The 16,288-nt window shown below is 66.3% G+C and carries 15 protein-coding genes; 9 read left to right on the forward strand and 6 right to left on the reverse strand.

Translation table 11 applies throughout. From position 1 onward, the window contains the following. Window positions 1-58 precede the first annotated feature (58 nt). The 4 genes from D8Z78_RS20945 to rbfA all read right to left on the reverse strand — a co-directional run bounded on the left by D8Z78_RS20945 (window position 59) and on the right by rbfA (window position 3,517). The gene (locus D8Z78_RS20945; RefSeq protein ID WP_121632634.1) at window positions 59-832 is read right to left on the reverse strand and encodes an inositol monophosphatase family protein; all 774 of its coding nucleotides are present in this window, start codon (window positions 830-832) and stop codon (window positions 59-61) included. Beyond that, the gene (locus tag D8Z78_RS20950; protein WP_121632632.1) at window positions 819-2,165 is read right to left on the reverse strand and encodes a TldD/PmbA family protein; all 1,347 of its coding nucleotides are present in this window, start codon (window positions 2,163-2,165) and stop codon (window positions 819-821) included. The genes D8Z78_RS20945 and D8Z78_RS20950 overlap by 14 nt, the downstream gene beginning before the upstream one ends. A 220-nt stretch (window positions 2,166-2,385) precedes the next feature. Next, window positions 2,386-3,120, reverse strand: coding sequence for a phosphodiester glycosidase family protein (locus tag D8Z78_RS20955; RefSeq protein WP_121632631.1), 735 nt, complete (start codon window positions 3,118-3,120; stop codon window positions 2,386-2,388). A gap of 1 nt (window position 3,121) precedes the next feature. Beyond that, window positions 3,122-3,517 (reverse strand): 30S ribosome-binding factor RbfA, encoded by a 396-nt coding sequence (gene rbfA / locus D8Z78_RS20960; protein WP_121632629.1) that lies wholly within the window; start codon window positions 3,515-3,517, stop codon window positions 3,122-3,124. An 87-nt stretch (window positions 3,518-3,604) separates the two neighbouring features. On the opposite strand from rbfA, the gene dapB reads away from it, so the two are divergent. Then, a complete protein-coding gene (gene dapB / locus D8Z78_RS20965; protein ID WP_121632628.1) occupies window positions 3,605-4,420 on the forward strand; it encodes a 4-hydroxy-tetrahydrodipicolinate reductase in 816 nt (271 codons plus the stop codon). 40 nt (window positions 4,421-4,460) lie between these two features. Here the strand turns inward: dapB and D8Z78_RS20970 are convergent, their stop codons facing one another. Further along, complete coding sequence (locus tag D8Z78_RS20970; RefSeq protein WP_121632626.1) at window positions 4,461-4,652, reverse strand: DUF1674 domain-containing protein; 192 nt, start codon at window positions 4,650-4,652, stop codon at window positions 4,461-4,463. Window positions 4,653-4,730: 78 nt separating this feature from the next. Here D8Z78_RS20970 and D8Z78_RS20975 point away from each other — a divergent pair, with 78 nt between their 5' ends. The 8 genes from D8Z78_RS20975 to D8Z78_RS21010 all read left to right on the forward strand — a co-directional run bounded on the left by D8Z78_RS20975 (window position 4,731) and on the right by D8Z78_RS21010 (window position 15,236). Beyond that, window positions 4,731-5,984 (forward strand): RsmB/NOP family class I SAM-dependent RNA methyltransferase, encoded by a 1,254-nt coding sequence (locus D8Z78_RS20975; protein ID WP_121632624.1) that lies wholly within the window; start codon window positions 4,731-4,733, stop codon window positions 5,982-5,984. A gap of 351 nt (window positions 5,985-6,335) precedes the next feature. Further along, window positions 6,336-8,084, forward strand: a complete 1,749-nt coding sequence (locus tag D8Z78_RS20980; RefSeq protein ID WP_121632667.1) for a heparinase II/III family protein — start codon at window positions 6,336-6,338, stop codon at window positions 8,082-8,084. 18 nt (window positions 8,085-8,102) lie between these two features. Further along, on the forward strand, window positions 8,103-9,689 hold the full coding sequence (gene purH / locus D8Z78_RS20985) for a bifunctional phosphoribosylaminoimidazolecarboxamide formyltransferase/IMP cyclohydrolase (protein ID WP_121632623.1): 1,587 nt from the start codon (window positions 8,103-8,105) through the stop codon (window positions 9,687-9,689). Between the two features lie 278 nt (window positions 9,690-9,967). Beyond that, a complete protein-coding gene (gene lspA / locus D8Z78_RS20990) occupies window positions 9,968-10,438 on the forward strand; it encodes a signal peptidase II (protein ID WP_121632621.1) in 471 nt (156 codons plus the stop codon). A gap of 53 nt (window positions 10,439-10,491) precedes the next feature. After that, window positions 10,492-11,013, forward strand: coding sequence for a DUF3035 domain-containing protein (locus tag D8Z78_RS20995; RefSeq protein WP_121632620.1), 522 nt, complete (start codon window positions 10,492-10,494; stop codon window positions 11,011-11,013). Window positions 11,014-11,100: 87 nt separating this feature from the next. Further along, the gene (locus D8Z78_RS21000) at window positions 11,101-12,429 is read left to right on the forward strand and encodes a M16 family metallopeptidase (protein ID WP_121632618.1); all 1,329 of its coding nucleotides are present in this window, start codon (window positions 11,101-11,103) and stop codon (window positions 12,427-12,429) included. Next, window positions 12,426-13,739, forward strand: coding sequence for a M16 family metallopeptidase (locus D8Z78_RS21005; RefSeq protein ID WP_121632616.1), 1,314 nt, complete (start codon window positions 12,426-12,428; stop codon window positions 13,737-13,739). Before D8Z78_RS21000 ends, D8Z78_RS21005 begins: the two co-directional genes overlap by 4 nt. Before the next feature lie 69 nt (window positions 13,740-13,808). Then, window positions 13,809-15,236, forward strand: coding sequence for a DUF2252 domain-containing protein (locus D8Z78_RS21010; RefSeq protein WP_121632615.1), 1,428 nt, complete (start codon window positions 13,809-13,811; stop codon window positions 15,234-15,236). A gap of 40 nt (window positions 15,237-15,276) precedes the next feature. Here the strand turns inward: D8Z78_RS21010 and dapA are convergent, their stop codons facing one another. Further along, window positions 15,277-16,149 (reverse strand): 4-hydroxy-tetrahydrodipicolinate synthase, encoded by an 873-nt coding sequence (gene dapA, locus D8Z78_RS21015; protein ID WP_121632613.1) that lies wholly within the window; start codon window positions 16,147-16,149, stop codon window positions 15,277-15,279. Window positions 16,150-16,288 lie beyond the last annotated feature (139 nt).

A 16,288-nucleotide genomic window follows, 5' to 3' on the forward strand; every position in this document is an offset into this window, starting at 1 on the left:
ATGGCGTGTCCGGGTCAAGCTGTCGGACCGTACGGGCCGGGCGTAAAGATCCGGTGTCTCAGCCCCGCCGGTCGAGCAGGTCCGCATGCAGCGACGGGTTCGCGGCAAGGACACCATCGGTCTGCGGGTGCGGCTGGTTGAAGCGCAGCCGTCCGCCGCGCCCATCGGTCACGCGCGCGCCTGCCTCGGACAGGATCAGGCTGCCTGCGGCAATGTCCCATTCCCAGCTTGGGCGAAAGGTGAACATCGCGTCGAAGCGCCCTTCGGCCACGAGGCTGAGCCGGTAGGCCAGCGAGGGGCGGTGATTGGGGCGCACCTGCGGCACGCCGCCGGGCCAGAAGCGCGCGTCGAGGCTGTGCTTGACGGCGAGCACCTCGGCATCGCGGGCGGCCGCGTGTTGGGCCACGCGGATCGGCTTGCCATTCAGGCGCGCACCGCCGCCGGAACTGGCGGCATAAAGCTTGTCCATCATCGGCATGAAGACGACGGCGGCCGTCACGCGGTCCCCCTCGACGACGGCAAGGGCATGGGCCCATGCTTTGGACCCTTCGATGAAGCTGCGCGTGCCGTCGATCGGGTCGATGATGAAGGTGCGGTGGGCGTCCAGCCGGGCCTCGGTATCGGTGCTTTCCTCGGACAGCCAGCCGTAATCGGGCCGCGCCTCGCGCAGGATGCGCGCCAGCACGGCGTTCACCGCCAGATCGGCCTCGGTCACGGGGGAGTTGTCGTGATCCTTGTAGCGGGTCCCCAGATCGCCGCCGACATATTTGCGTGCAGTCTGACCGGCGGCCTGCGCCGCGTCGATCAGCAGGTTGAGGTCAGTCCCCGGCAAGCGTCAGCCCCTCGACCAGCAGCGACGGCACGACGCGGGACAGGTAGCTGCGGGCATCGTTGGCGGGGATCAGGCCGCGCAGCATGTCGCGCAGGTTGCCCGCGATGGTGACGCCCGAGACGGGGTAGACCGGCTCGCCATTCTCGACCCACCAGCCCGCCGCGCCACGGGAATAGTCGCCGGTATTGGGATTGATGGTCGAGCCGATCATCGAGGTCACCAGCAGGCCGGTGCCCATCTGCGCCATCAGATCCTGCTTGCTGGCCGTGCCTTGGGTCAGTTCAAGGTTCCACGCGGTGGGCGACACCCCACCTGAGACCGAGCGCGCGGCATTGCCGGTGCTCTCCAGCCCCAGCTTGCGGGCATTGGCAAGGTCCAGCGTCCAGCCGGTCAGCGTGCCATTGTCTATGATCTTTCTCTGGCGGGTCGGCAGGCCCTCGGCATCGAAGGGGCGCGAGGCCCCGGCGCGGGGCCGGTGCGGGTTTTCGGTCAGGCTCAGCGCGTCCGGCAGGACCTGCGTGCCAAGCGCGTCGCGCAAAAAGGACGAGCCCCGCGCGATCGAGGCACCGTTGATGGCCATCATCAGATGGCCGATCAGCGAGGAGGCGATACGTTCGTCGAAGAGCACCGGATAGGCGCCGGTCTTGGGGCGACGCGGGTTCAGGCGTTCCAGCGTGCGGTTGGCGGCGGTGGTGCCGATCTCTTCGGGGGAGCGCAGGTCGGATTGGAAGGTGCGGCTGTCGCCGTCATAGTCGCGCTCCATCCCGGTGCCGGTGCCCGCGATGGCGACGCAGGACAGGCTGCGCGAGCTGCGGCGATAGCTGCCCGCGAAGCCGTTCGAGGCGGCAAGGGCCACGTCCTGCGCGGAATAGCTGGCGGAGGCGGACTGGACCTGCGTGATGCCTTCGACCGCCAGTGCGGCGGCCTCGGCACGGCGCGCGTCGTCCTGAAGCGCGGACGGCGCGGGTTCGTCGCTCGGGTCGTGCAGTTCCAGCGCGGCCACATCCCAATCGGTGGCCAGCTGCGACGGATCGGCGAGACCGGCATAGGGGTCTTCGGGGGCTTCACGGGCCATGGCGACGGCGCGGTCCGCCATGGCGGTCATGGTCTCGGGGCGGGTGTCGGAGGCCGAGACGATGGCGCTGCGCCGGCCCACGAAGACGCGCAGGCCGATATCGCTGCCTTCGGCGCGCTCGGCCTGTTCGAGCTGGCCCGCGCGCACGTCGATGGACAGGGCGGTGCCGCTGAGGGCGATGGCATCGGCGCTGTCGGCGCCTGCGCGTTTGGCCGCATCGAGCAGCTGCTGGGTCAGATCGGCGGGGGAGTTCGTCATGGGCACCTCGGGTCAATCCTGTTCCGAGGTAGGCCCAAGGCGCGCGTTATGCAAGCCATGCCATCCCGTCCCGGGCTTGACCCGGGACCTCCACTTCGGTTTCGGCGGCGGGCTATCAAAAGGAGCGCCTTCGGCGCGCAGTTTGCCTCGCCTGCCTCCCTTCGGTCGTTGGCTCGGGTGGGCGCCCGTGGCGGGTGGTGCGCGGTCGCGCAGGCGTGGGTCACTGCTTGGGGGCGGTGACGGCGACGATGGGGCCCATCGGGCGGCCGATGTCGTTGCGGCCCAGCTGTGGCGCGTAGAGCCGCGAGATATTGCCGTCGAGGAACAGCGCGTTGGGCAGCGTCAGCCCGTCGCGAAAGAGCCGGGCGAATTCGTGGAAGGTCACCGGGTTTTCCGAGATCGCGAAGACCACGCGCGTGCCGTCCTTGGACGTGCCGACGCCATTGCGGATATAGCGCGAGGAGCTGTCGGGCAGGAAGCGCGGGTGGAGTTCGTTGTCGATGACAAGCATCGGACCCGATTGCGTGGCATCGCGGCAGTCGGGCTTGCGGGCGAGGAAGGCGCGGGTCTCGAACACGTCCGCCCGGCCCGCCCTGATGCAGAAGATGCCATTGGGCAGCAGCCCGAAATTCCCCGGCCCGGGATTGGAGATGACGCGCATTTCCTGCGCACCATCCTCGACATAGTAGCCGACGGGCGCACGGTCGGCATGGTACATGCCGGCGTTCATGGCAAAGAGCATCGTCTCGCCTTTTGCATCGAGCGCGTCTTCGAGCGTCGAGAATTGCCCGTAGGGCACGCCTTGGTCGTCGGCGCGGAACAGGTGCAATTCCTCGCGCGTCGCGTCGACTTCGCACAGCGTGTAGCGGTCGCCGTCGAAGGCAACCGTCTGGCACTCGACCGCCGCGGCGGTCGAGGCGAAGAGCGACAGGATCAGCGACGCCAGCGCGCGCATCTCAGCTCTCGATGTCGCGGCGGACGGTTTCGTCCGAGAACATCCGGCGGGTGTCATCGAGCCGGTCGAAGGTCTCGTCGAGGCGAAACCGCAGGTCGGGCGTGTGTTTCAGGGTCAGGCCCTTAGACAAGGCGCGGCGCAGCTCGCCCTTGTTGCGCTTGAGCGCGTCGAACATGGCATCCTGATTCTGCCCGCCCAGCGGCATGACATAGGCCGTGGCGATCTTGAGATCGGCGGTGACCGCAACCTCGCCCACGGTGATCGGAATGCGGTTCAGTTCGGGGTCGTGGATCTCGCCCCGTTGCAGCACCTCGGAGAGGCGGCGGCGCAGCAGTTCGCCCACGCGCTTTTGGCGTTGCGAAGGACCGGGGCCGTCTTGGAAAGGGTTCTGTGCCATGGCTTTTGATGTACGCGCTCTCGCGGGCTTTGCCAATGGGGGGCGGGCGCTGTATGCAGGCACGAAATTGCGAGACGGGAGTGAGCGATGACCGATTTGCCGGGCGTGGTGATTACGGGCGTGTCGGGCCGGATGGGCCAGATGCTGGTGCGCGAGGTTCTGGCCTCGGAGCGGTTGAAGCTGTCGGGCGCGCTGGAGCGTCCGGGCCATGAATGGGTCGGGCGCGATCTGGGCGAGGCGATGGGGATGGCGCCCTTGGGCGTGCTGGTGGGGGGCGACCCGCTGGAGGCCTTTGCCCGCGCGCAGGCGGTGATCGATTTCACCGCGCCCGCAGCGACGGTGGAATTCGCCGATCTGGCGGCGCAGGCGCGGGCGGTGCATGTGATCGGGACGACCGGCCTGTCGGAAGATGATCTCGCGCGCATCCAGCGGGCGGCGCGGCACGCGGTGGTCGTGCGGGCGGGCAACATGTCACTGGGCGTGAACCTGCTGACGCAGGTCACGAAGAAGGTGGCGCAGGCGTTGGACGCCGATTGGGATATCGAGATCGTCGAGTCGCATCACAACCGGAAGGTCGATGCGCCATCGGGGACTGCGTTGATGCTGGGTGAAGCCGCCGCCGAGGGGCGGGGGGTGACCTTGTCAGAGGTCTCGGACAGGGGGCGTGACGGTATCACGGGCGCGCGGGAAAAGGGCAGGATCGGCTTTCACGCCGTGCGCGGTGGCGACATCGTGGGCGAGCATGAAGTGATGTTTCTGACTGGCGGCGAGCGGATCACGCTGAAACATGTTGCCTCGGACCGGTCCTTGTTTGCACGGGGCGCGTTGAAGGCGGCGCTTTGGGGGCAGGACAAGGGTCCGGGCGAGTATGACATGCTTGATGTGCTCGGTCTGAACGATTGAGCGCCATCATGGGTAGGATGGGTGATCACCCATCCTACTTTCAGAAGTCGATCGCGATGCCCTTCTTCTCCCAGTCGCCGTAGCGCGCGGGATCCGGTCCATCGCGGCCGCCCAACTCCTTCGGGCGCGCGGCGGCTTCGGCCTCCATACGGGCGCGGCGTTCGGCGGCTTCGGCCAGCGCGCGCTGGGCGGCGGGGGGCAGGTCGGGCTTGACGTCTTTTGGCTCGGACATGGCTTTCCTCGGCTTTCCTGCGTAGATATACGGTCGCGCAGCGCGGGGGCAAGCCTCGCGCCCCAACAGGAAGACCCCATGACCGCCAGCCCAAGCCCCGCCCGCAAGGCCGCCATCGACCTTCTGGACCAGGTCCTGGACCAGGGCCGTCCGCTGTCCGAGAACACCTTGCTGGACAAGCTGACCCCGGCTGACCGTGCCGCCGCGCAGCGGCTGGCGGCGGACACCCTGCGCGGTCTGGAACGGGTCGACCGCCTGCTGCACCCGCATCTGCGCAAGAAGCCCGTCACGCGGGTCCACAACATTCTGCGGCTGGGCGCCTATGAACTGGCGCAGGGCGGCGCCGCGCATGGCATCGTCAGCGACCTTGTCGAGATCGCGGCGGCGCGCAAGGCGACCCAAAGCTCCAAGGGGCTGGTCAACGCGGTCTTGCGCAAGCTGGTCGAGACCGCCCCCGCCGATTGGGCCAAGGGCCGTATCCCCCGCCTGCCGCGCTGGCTGCGCGAACCGCTGGTCGCGGCTTGGGGCGCGCAGGCCGTCGCCAACATGGAGCGCGTGCATTTCGAGGGCGCGCCGCTGGACTTGACGGTGAAATCCGATCCCGAGGGCTGGGCTGAGCGGTTGGGCGGCACGGTGATGCCCGGCGGTTCGGTCCGTCTGCGCGAGGCCGGGCAGGTCACGGGCCTGGCGGGCTTTGACGTGGGCGACTGGTGGGTGCAGGACATGGCGGCGAGCCTGCCGGTGCAACTGCTGGGCGATGTGGCCGGGCAAACCGTTCTGGACATGTGCGCAGCCCCCGGCGGCAAGACCCTGCAACTGGCCGCGCGGGGCGCGGATGTCACGGCGCTGGACCTGTCGGCCAGCCGCCTTACCCGCGTCGAGCAAAACCTGTCGCGCACCGGTCTCAAGGCGCGGCTGATCGAGGGCGACGCGCTTGATCATCACGGCCAATATGACGCGGTCCTGCTGGACGCGCCCTGTTCCGCCACCGGCACGATCCGCCGTCACCCGGACCTGCCGCATGCCCATAAGGGCGAGAAGATTTCCGAACTGATCGGCCTGCAAGAGGCGATGCTGGCCCATGCGCTGGGCCTGTTGAAGCCCGGCGGGCGTCTGGTCTTTGCCACCTGCAGCCTGCTGCCGGACGAGGGCGAGTGCCATATCGACACGCTCCGTGAGGAGCGCCCCGATATTGAGGTCCTGCCGCTGACGGCCCCTTGGATCGACGACAAATGGCGGTCCAGCGAGGGCGGTTTGCGGCTACGGCCCGATTTCCTTGCCGCTCAGGGCGGAATGGACGGGTTCTATATGGCGGCGCTGCGCAAAGCTTAGGGTCAGGTTGCATTGTTTATACGCCCTCAGCAGAAAAAATGCGCGTTATCAAAGGTTTGCTTTCCGCCGCTACGACTGGACGTCATGGCAAGGAAAGCGGGCCTGTGAGAGCGTGCATTTCTTGCTGCCCTTCGGGTTCGCCGGATTTCGCGCCTCACGGTGTCTCATGCCCTTGAAATAGAACCACTATTCCTGCGGCCATGATCCTGGTGAGACACGAAATCTGGCGAACTGAGGGCATATAATCAATGCATCCTGACCCTAGCAGGTGACAGGCCGACGCTCTGCGGTTATCCTGTGGCAAACAAGGCCCGCAAAAGGGCTGCCAGAGCAGAGACAGACACAATGGCCATGGCCCAAAGGCGCAATTGGCGCGCCGCGCAAGCGCGGTTCCTGAACCGTTTGCATGCCCGCCTTGCAGCGCGGGCCAAGCCCGCTGCGGGCTTTGTCTCGCAACCCGAACCACGCACCATCGGCTATTTCGCACGCGGGCGGCAGATGTTGGCGGGCAACCTGATGTTCGCGGGCCATCTCGTACAGGCCGAAGGCCGGACGATCTGGCAGATCCCCGCGCCGGATGCCGCCTTTGCCGAGCAGGTTCAAGGGTTTGGCTGGCTCGACGATCTGGCAGCCGTTGGCGACGCGCAGGCGCGCAAGCTGGCGCAGGATTGGCTTTGGGCTTGGATCGACCGCTACGGCGACGGGCGGGGGCCGGGTTGGACGCCCGAGTTGACCGGGCGGCGGGTGATCCGCTGGGTGCAGCACGCGCTGTTCCTGCTGCGCGGGCGCAGCCCCGAACAGTCGACGGCCTTCTACCGGGCGCTGGCGGCGCAGACGCAGTTCCTTGCCCGTCGCGGCGCCTCGGCGGCGCCCGGCCTGCCGCGCTTCGAGGCGATGACCGGACTGCTTTATGCGGGTCTGTCGATCGACGGCATGGAAGGCCATATCGAACCGGCGCGTCAGGCGCTGGGGCGCGAATGCGCCGCGCAGATCGACGATCAGGGCGGCATTCCCACGCGCAACCCCGAAGAACTTCTCGAAGTCTTCACCCTGCTGACATGGGCGCAGATGGCGCTGGAAGAGGGGCACCGCCAGCCGACCGAGCCCCACCTGACCGCGATCCGTCGCATCGCCCCGACCTTGCGTAGCCTGCGCCACGCCGATGGCGGGCTGGCGCGGTTCCATGGCGGGGGGCGGGGGCTGGATGGGCGGCTGGATCAGGCGCTGGCCGCGTCGGGCGTCAAACGCAAGAAGGCCGAAGGTCTGGCCTTGGGCTTTGCCCGCCTCTCCGCCGGGCGCACATCGGTCATCATCGACGCCGCGACCCCGCCCAAGGGCGTGGCCTCGGCCAATGCCCATGCCTCGACCCTTGCGTTCGAGCTGACCTCGGGGCGGCGTCCGCTGATCGTGTCCTGCGGGTCGGGCGGCGGCTTTGGCGAGGATTGGCGGCGCGCGGGCCGTGCCACGCTGTCGCATTCGACGCTGTGCCTTCAGGGGCGGTCCAGCGCCAGCCTTGCCCCGTCGCGCCCCGTGGGCATGGCGGATCGCGAATTGCTGGAGGATGCGCCGACCCATGTGCCACACCAGATCTCGGGACTGGCGCAGGGCACCCGGTTCGAAGGCGGGCATGACGGCTATGTCGCCGATCACGGCCTGACCCATGCGCGGTCGCTGGAACTGTCTCTGGACGGTCGCCAGATCAAGGGTGAGGATTACCTCGTCGCGCTCGACGCGGCGGCCAAGAAACGCTTCGACCGCGCGATGGATAAGATCAAGCTGGCGGGAATCGCCTACGAGATCCGCTTTCATCTGCATCCCGACGTGGACGTGACGCTGGATATGGGCGGGCTGGCGGTGTCGATGGCGCTCAGGTCCGGCGAAATCTGGGTGTTCCGCATGGACGGGCCGGTGGAAATGACGCTGCAACCGTCGGTCTACCTCGAAAAAGGCAGATTAAGGCCACGTGCGACCACACAGGTCGTTTTAACTGGCCGCGCGATGCAGTATGCGACCCGCGTCCGCTGGACGCTTGCCAAGGCGCAGGAGACGGCCATTGCCATCCGCGACCTTGCCCGCGAAGAGGCGGACCTGACAGTCTGACCTATTGGGGGACCCCACATGCCCGATCTCGCGCCTCTTCGCCGCGCTCTGCTTTCCGTTTCCGACAAGACCGGTCTGATCGACCTGGCCCGCAGCTTGGAGGCGCGTGGCGTCGAGTTGCTGTCCACCGGAGGCACCGCAAAGGCGATCCGCGAGGCGGGCATCGCCGTGCGCGACGTGTCCGAGGTGACGAACATCCCCGAGATGATGGATGGCCGGGTCAAGACGCTGCACCCGATGGTGCATGGCGGCCTGCTGGCGCTGCGCGACAATGACGCGCATGTGGCCGCGATGGAGGAGCACGGCATCGGCGCGATCGACCTGCTGGTGGTGAACCTCTATCCGTTCGAGGCCGCGCTGGCGCGTGGCGCAGACTATGACGAGATGATCGAGAATATCGACATCGGTGGCCCCGCGATGATCCGCGCCGCCGCCAAGAACCACGCCTTTGTCACCGCGTTGGTCGATGTGCAGGATTACGACGCGCTCTTGGCTGAGTTGGACGCCAATGACGGCCAGACCTCCTATGCGTTCCGCCAGCGTCACGCCCAGATCGCCTATGCCCGCACCGGCGCTTATGATGCGGCTGTCAGCACATGGATGGCCGGGGCGATTGGTGAGACCACGCCCCGCCGCCGCGTCTTTGCCGGTGAGTTGAAGCAATCGCTGCGCTATGGCGAGAACCCGCACCAGCAGGCGGCGTTCTATGTGGATGGCACCAATCGTCCCGGCATCGCCACCGCGACGCAGTTGCAGGGCAAGGAACTGTCCTACAACAACATCAACGACACCGACGCCGCGTTCGAACTGGTCTCGGAATTCGGCGCGGGGCAGGCGGCCTGTGCGATCATCAAGCACGCCAACCCGTGCGGTGTGGCGACCGGGTCGACCATTCTGGAGGCCTATCAAAAGGCCTTCGATTGCGACCGGACCTCTGCCTTTGGCGGGATCGTCGCGCTGAACACCACGCTGGACGGCAAGACCGCCGAGAAGATCGCCGAGATTTTCACAGAGGTCGTCATCGCCCCCGGTGCCGATCAGAAGGCCAAGGACATCTTTGCCGCGAAAAAGAACCTGCGCCTGCTCATCGCCCCCGGTCTGGCCAATGCGGCCGAGGCCGGTCTGACCTATCGTCAGGTCGCCGGTGGCCTGTTGGTGCAGGACAAGGATGTCGGCCAGCGCGCGCTCGACGACCTGAAGGTCGTGACCAATGTCAAGCCGACCGACGCGCAGATGGAAGACCTGCTGTTTGCGTGGAAGGTCGCCAAGCACGTCAAATCCAACGCCATCGTCTACGTCAAGGACGGTGCCACCGTCGGTGTCGGCGCGGGCCAGATGAGCCGCGTGGACAGCGCCCTGATCGCCGCGAAAAAGGCCGAGCGCATGGCCGAGGCGCTGGGCCTGCCGGAAGCCCTGACCAAAGGCAGCGCGGTTGCGTCCGATGCTTTCTTCCCCTTTGCCGACGGTCTGATGGAGGCCGCCGCCGCTGGCGCGTCCTGCGTGATCCAGCCGGGCGGGTCGATGCGCGATGACGAGGTGATCGCCGCCGCCGACGCGGCTGGGCTTGCGATGGTCTTTACCGGCATGCGGCATTTCCGCCACTGATCGGCCAACGTTGGGCGGGGGCAGGGCGCTGCGAAGCGCCTTGGACCAAGCGCCTTTCAAGGCGCTTAGCACCCCCAAGCTCAACAGGGCGGCGGCAAGGCATTGCCTCCCGGCATCGCGCCACTCAAGCAAGGCTGCCGCTGCGGCGGCCCTTGCATGGCCGCCACGCTCTGCGTACCTTCGCCGCCAATGGCGCCCCGCCAACCGCTGACCCGTCCTCTTCAAGGCTGAAAGTACCCCTCTTGACACCAAGCCAAGCCAGCCGGACCCGCAGCCCGATGACCACCGTCTGGATCTGGGCGATCTGGATCTTCGTCCTCGACCAACTGTCGAAGTTCCTTGTCGTTCACGTGCTGGACCTCGCGACACGGTTGCAGATCGACGTCCTGCCGCCGTTTCTCAACTTCCACATGGCTTGGAACTACGGAATCAATTTCGGCCTGCTGGCAGGAGAGGCGCCCGCGACCCGGTGGATTCTGATCTCGGTCGCGCTGGGCATCGTCCTGTTCGTGCTGGTCTGGATGCGCCGCGACCCTCCGGGGCGGCTCGGGTTGATCTCGGCGGGGTTCCTGATCGGCGGCGCACTTGGCAATGTCATCGACCGCCTTGTCTATGGCGCGGTGGCCGACTTTCTGAACATGTCCTGTTGTGGCATCGACAACCCGTTTGCCTTCAACGTGGCCGATATCGCGATCTTTGCGGGGGCCTTCGGGCTCGTTCTGTTCCCGGGGGGTAAAAAGGCCTCGTGACGAGGGCGGTGAGATGCGATAAGGATCGGGAAAACCGGAACTTGGAGGGGACGATGCGGGCATCGCACCTTGTGGCAATCCTGGCGCTTGGCGTCCTGAGCGCGTGCAGCTTGGCAGATCGTGAGCGGACGCTGCACGACCTGCGCACCAATTCCGGTGAGCCTGAGGAATTCGGCATCCTGCCCAACAAACCGCTGGAAGCCCCTGAAAGCTTTGCGGAATTGCCGACCCCCACGCCCGGCGGCGCCAATCGCACCGATCAGACGCCCAAGGCGGATGCCGTGGCGGCATTGGGCGGCAACCCTGCGCGCCTCGCCGCAGGCGATGGCGTCGGGGCAGGCGATCAGGCGCTGGTCGCCCGTGCCAGCCGCTTTGGCCGCAACCCGCAGGTGCGCGCACAGCTGGCTGCCGAGGACGAAGAATTCCGCAAGCGCAAGTCGCTGTTCACCTTCTCGGTGCTGCCGACCGACGAATATTACAACGCCTACCGCCGTCAGGCGCTGGACCCTTACCTGTGGCTGCAGCGCTACCGGGCGGCTGGCGCCCGCACGCCCACCGCGCCGCCGGGGAACTGAGCCTTTCACAATGCCGTCAGCGGTAGCTTGAAGTTAACCATTCATCGCGTAGGTTCCCTTTAACCAAAGTTGCAAAAGGGTTTCGCGATGCGCCGTCTGACTGCCTTGATCGCCTTCGTGTTCAGCGCCTCCATGGCCACGGCCGAGGCGCCGGTCACGACCTTCACGCTCGACAACGGCATGGATGTCGTGGTGATCGAGGATCACCGCGCCCCGGTCGTCGTCCATATGGTCTGGTACAAGGCCGGATCGGCGGATGAGCAACGCGGCGTCTCGGGCGTGGCGCATTTCCTCGAACACCTCTTGTTCAAGGGCACCAAGACGCTGGAACCCGGCGAGTTCAGCGCCACGGTCGCCGCCAATGGCGGCAGCGACAACGCCTTTACCAGCTTTGACCAGACCGCCTATCACCAACGCGTCGCCGCCGACCGGCTGGAACTGATGATGCGCATGGAAAGCGACCGGATGCTGAACATCCAGCTCGGCCCAGAGGAAATCCTGACCGAGCGTGACGTCATCATCGAGGAACGCAACATGCGGGTGGAAAACGATCCCAGCGCGCTGTTCCGCGAACAGTTCCGCGCGGCGCAATACCTGAACCACCCCTACGGCACGCCGATCATCGGCTGGAAGCACGAGATGTCCAACCTGACGCTGGACGATGCGCTGGCCTATTACCGTCAGTATTACGCGCCGAACAACGCGATCCTGCTGGTCGCCGGTGACGTGACCCCGGACGAGGTGCGCGCGCTGGCCAAGGAGTATTACGAACCGCTCCCCGCCAATCCCGACCTCGAGGAACGGGCTCGCGCGCAGGAACCCGCCCAGACCGCCGAGCGCCGCATGGTCTACCGCGATCCGCGCGTCGCTCAGCCTTATGTGATGCGCTCCTATCTCGCGCCGGAGCGCGACAGCGGCGCGCAGGAAACCGCCGCCGCGCTGTCGATCCTTGCCGAGATCCTCGGGGGCGGGCAGACCTCGGTCTTTACCCAGAAGCTGCAATTCGAGGAACAGAAGGCGGTCTATACCTCGGCCTTCTACAATGCGACCTCGCTGGATGACACGACCTTCGGCCTTGTCATCGTGCCCGCACCGGGCGTCACGCTGGAAGAGGCCGAAGCGGCGCTGGATGGCGCGCTGGCCGAGTTCATGACGGAGGGCGTCGACCCCGAACAGCTGGATCGGATCAAGTTCCAGATGAAGGCCGCGCAGATCTATGCGCAGGACGATGTGAACCGGCTGGCGCGGCGCTATGGCGATGCGCTGACCTCCGGCCTGACGGTCGAAGACGTGCAGGCTTGGCCCGACATCCTGCAAGCGGTGACCGCCGAGGATGTGATGGCCGCAGCGCAGCTGGTCTTTGACCGCAAGCAATCCGTGACCGGCTACCTGATGAGCGAAGAGGTGACCCAATGATCCGTTTCATTCTGGCGTTTGCGCTGATCGTCACCGGCCTGTCCGCCCGCGCCGAAATCGACATCCAGCAGGTCGAAAGCCCCGGTGGCTTCAAGGCGTGGCTGGTCGAGGATCACTCGATTCCCTTCGTTGCGCTGGAATTGCGCTTCAAGGGGGGCGGCTCGCTGGACCTGCCGGGCAAGCGTGGCGCGACCAACCTGATGGTGGCGACGCTCGAAGAGGGGGCCGCCGACATGGATGCCCGCGACTTCGCCGCAGCGCGTGAGGCCATCGCCGCCGAGCTGCGCTTTGACATGGGCGACGACACCGTGTCCGTCTCGGCCAAGTTCCTCACGGAAACCAAGGACGAGGCGATGGCGCTGCTGCGCGCCGCGCTGATCGAGCCCAATTTCGACGAGACCGCGGTGGAGCGGGTCCGCCAGCAAGTGCTGTCGAACATCCGCTCGGATGCCAAGGACCCGGACGAGATCGTCGGCGATGTGTTCTATGCCGATGTGTTCGGCGACCACCCCTACGGCTCGGCCCATAGCGGCACCGTCGACAGCGTCAGTGGCCTGACCCGCGACGACTTGATCGCCGCGCATCAGGGCGCGCTGGCCAAGGATCGCGTCTATATCGCCGCCGCAGGCGACATTTCCGCCGAGGATCTCGGTGCGCTGCTCGACGAATTGTTGGGCGCGCTGCCGGAAACCGGCCTGCCGCAGCCCGCCGATGTGGACGTCGTGACCGAGGCTGGCGTGCAGGTCGTGCCCTTCGATACCCCGCAATCGGTGGCCCTGTTCGGCCACAAGGGGCTGGAACGCGACCACCCGGATTTCTTCACCGCCTATGTGCTGAACCAAATTCTCGGCGGTGGCGGCTTCGAGGCGCGGCTGATGGAAGAGGTGCGCGAAAAGCGCGGTCTGACCTACGGCGTCTATTCCTACCTCGTGCCGAAGGATCACGCGGCGCTGATGCTGGGCCGGGTGGCCTCGGCCAATGACCGCATCGCCGAGGCGATCACGGTCATCCGCGACGAATGGGCCAAGATGGCCGAAGAGGGCGTCACGCAAGAGGAACTGGATGCGGTCAAGACCTACCTGACCGGCGCCTACCCGCTGCGCTTCGACGGCAATGGCCCGATTGCGCGCATTCTCGTGGGTATGCAGATGGACGACCTGACCCCGGCCTACGTGACAGAACGCAACGCCATGGTCGAGGCGGTCACGCTGGCGGATGTCAAACGCGTGGCGGGTGAATTGCTGCGCCCGGACCAGCTGAAGTTCACCGTGGCCGGGCAGCCGGTCGGGCTGGACACGCCTGGGCAGTAGGCCATCGCGCCCCCTGCGCGGAACGATCCCGGGGCCGGGGTCGTTCCTGTCAGCAGGAAGGGGACCGCCATGGCCAAGCAGACGACCGGCAAGAAACGTGCCGACACATCACCCGAAGCGGGCGCACCGCCGCCCACCCAAGCCCTGACCGACCGGGTCGAGGCCTATCGCGGCCTCGCCGGGCGCGTCGTACAGGACCCCTGCACGATGCGGCCCCGCGACCTGACCGGCGTGGCCCGCAGGCGCCACGTCCGCGCCACCATCCTCGAAGATCACGCGGTGCGCATCGACCAGAAGGCCGATGGCGCCGATGCCAAGTTCACGAAACTGGCGGAGAGCCTGTTTTCCTTCTTCCGGGGCACCTCTCTGCTGTTTCACCGCGACATGGTGGGCGAGGATGACCGCATGCCGACCGTCTTGGTGCTGGGCGACGTGCATCCGGGCAATTTCGGCGTCATGCCGAATGCCGACAACGTCCCGATCTTTGGCGTCAACGATTTCGACGACGTGATCTATGGCCCGTTCACATGGGATCTGAAGCGGGGCACGACAGGCTTCATGCTGGCCGCGCAGGTGATCGGCGGGCACGGTCGCACCCGCCAGCGCAAGATCGCCCGCGCCTTCCTCAAGGGGTATCGCCACAGGATGGCCTTTTACGCGCGCCATGGTGACGAGGTGATCCGCCAGATGCGCCCGGACAACAGCCCCAAGGTGATCCGCAAGCTCTTTGACGAGGCCGAGGAAAGCCGCAAGGACTGGCTGTGGGACAGGTACATGTCGGAAAACGGTCTGGGCTTTCGCGCCAATTTCGAGCTGACGCCGATTTCCACTCGGATCGATGAATTCCAAGGCTATATCGACCAACTGGCCAAGGCCAACAAGATCGACACCAAGGGCCGGTCGGGCACGCTCAAGGTCAAGGATGTCTGCATGCGCCACGGGCAGGGGACGGCCTCGCTGGGTCTGCCGCGCTACTATTGCCTGCTCGAAGGCCCGTCCAAGGACGCAACCGACGACATCATCGTCGAGTTCAAACGCGCCCGCCGGTCCGCGCTGGAGGGGCTGGTGCCGCCCAATGACTTCAACGCCGGTGATGCGGGGGACCGCATCGCGCATGGGCAGGCGGTGCATCTGGCCGCGGGCGACGTGTTCTACGGTGCGGTCGAGATCGACGGCGTCAGCTTCATGAGCCGCGAACGCGCGCCGTTCCGCGATGACGTGGATCTGGACGATCTGTCAAAGAAGGGGTGGAGCAAATACGCCAAGGCCTGCGGGCAGGCGCTGGCACAGGCCCATGCCCGCAGCGACGATATCGGCCAACTCGACTACGAGATCGAGCCGCGCATTCTGGATGCGATGCAGCCCAAGGCGCTGTTCTTCGATGACATCCTGCATTTTGCCGAAGAGGCGCTGGACCGTCTCGAACGTGACCACGCCCTGTTTTGCCGGGATCTGAAGCTGGGGGCCTTCGACATGACGCCGAAACGCTACCGCTGAGCTTGGGGTAGCCCGGGGATCAACCCCGGGCTACGAGCTGTCAGATCAGGCCGGCATGGGCCAGCGCGGCATCGAGCTTGGCCGCTGTCGGCTCGGTCACCGGCAGCAGCGGCAGGCGGACCTCGGCGTCGCACAGGCCAAGCTTGGACATGGCGTATTTCGCGCCGCACAGGCCCGGCTCGGTGAAGATCGCCTGATGCAGCGGCATCAGCTTGTCCTGAATCTCCAGCGCCTTGGCATAGTCGCCGGCCAGACAGGCATTCTGCATCTCGGCACACATCGCAGGCGCCACGTTTGCGGTGACCGAAATCATGCCCACGCCGCCTTGGGCGTTGAAGCCATGCGCCGTCGCATCCTCGCCCGACACTTGGATGAAGTCCTTGCCGCAGGTGATCCGCTGCGCGCAGACGCGGGCCAGATCGCCGGTGGCGTCCTTGACGCCGATGATGCGCGGCAGTTTCGCCAACTCGCCCATGGTGGCCGGGGTCATGTCCACGGCGGACCGACCGGGGATGTTGTAGATGATGATCGGAATGTCGGCGCAGTCATGCACGGCCTTGAAATGCGCGATCATGCCCGCCTGCGTGGGCTTGTTGTAATAGGGCGTCACCACCAGCGCCGCCTGCGCGCCGACCTTGTGGGCGAACTCGGTAAAGCGCACCGCTTCGAAGGTGTTGTTCGACCCGGCCCCGGCAATCACCGGCACGCGGCCATTGGCCTGTTGCACGACGCAGTCGATGACCGCCTCGTGTTCCTCATGCGTCAGGGTGGGGCTTTCGCCGGTCGTGCCGACGGGCACCAGCCCGTGCGAGCCTTGGTCGATCTGCCAGTCCACGAGGCGTTTGAGCGTGTCGAAATCCACACGGCCGTCCTTGAACGGCGTCACCAGTGCAGGCATCGAACCCTTGAACATGACACGCTCCTTCTTGTCTCAAACCGGTTCCGGAGGATATTCGCCCATCCCGCGCGATGCGCAGAGATGTGAGTTGCACCATGCGACTCTCGGGCTATCCTCCAAAGCGGCTCTATTCATTGTCACAAAGGAAATTGCA

It is taken from the genome of Tropicibacter alexandrii, assembly GCF_003667315.2.
GTDB classification, from domain to species: domain Bacteria; phylum Pseudomonadota; class Alphaproteobacteria; order Rhodobacterales; family Rhodobacteraceae; genus Tropicibacter; species Tropicibacter alexandrii.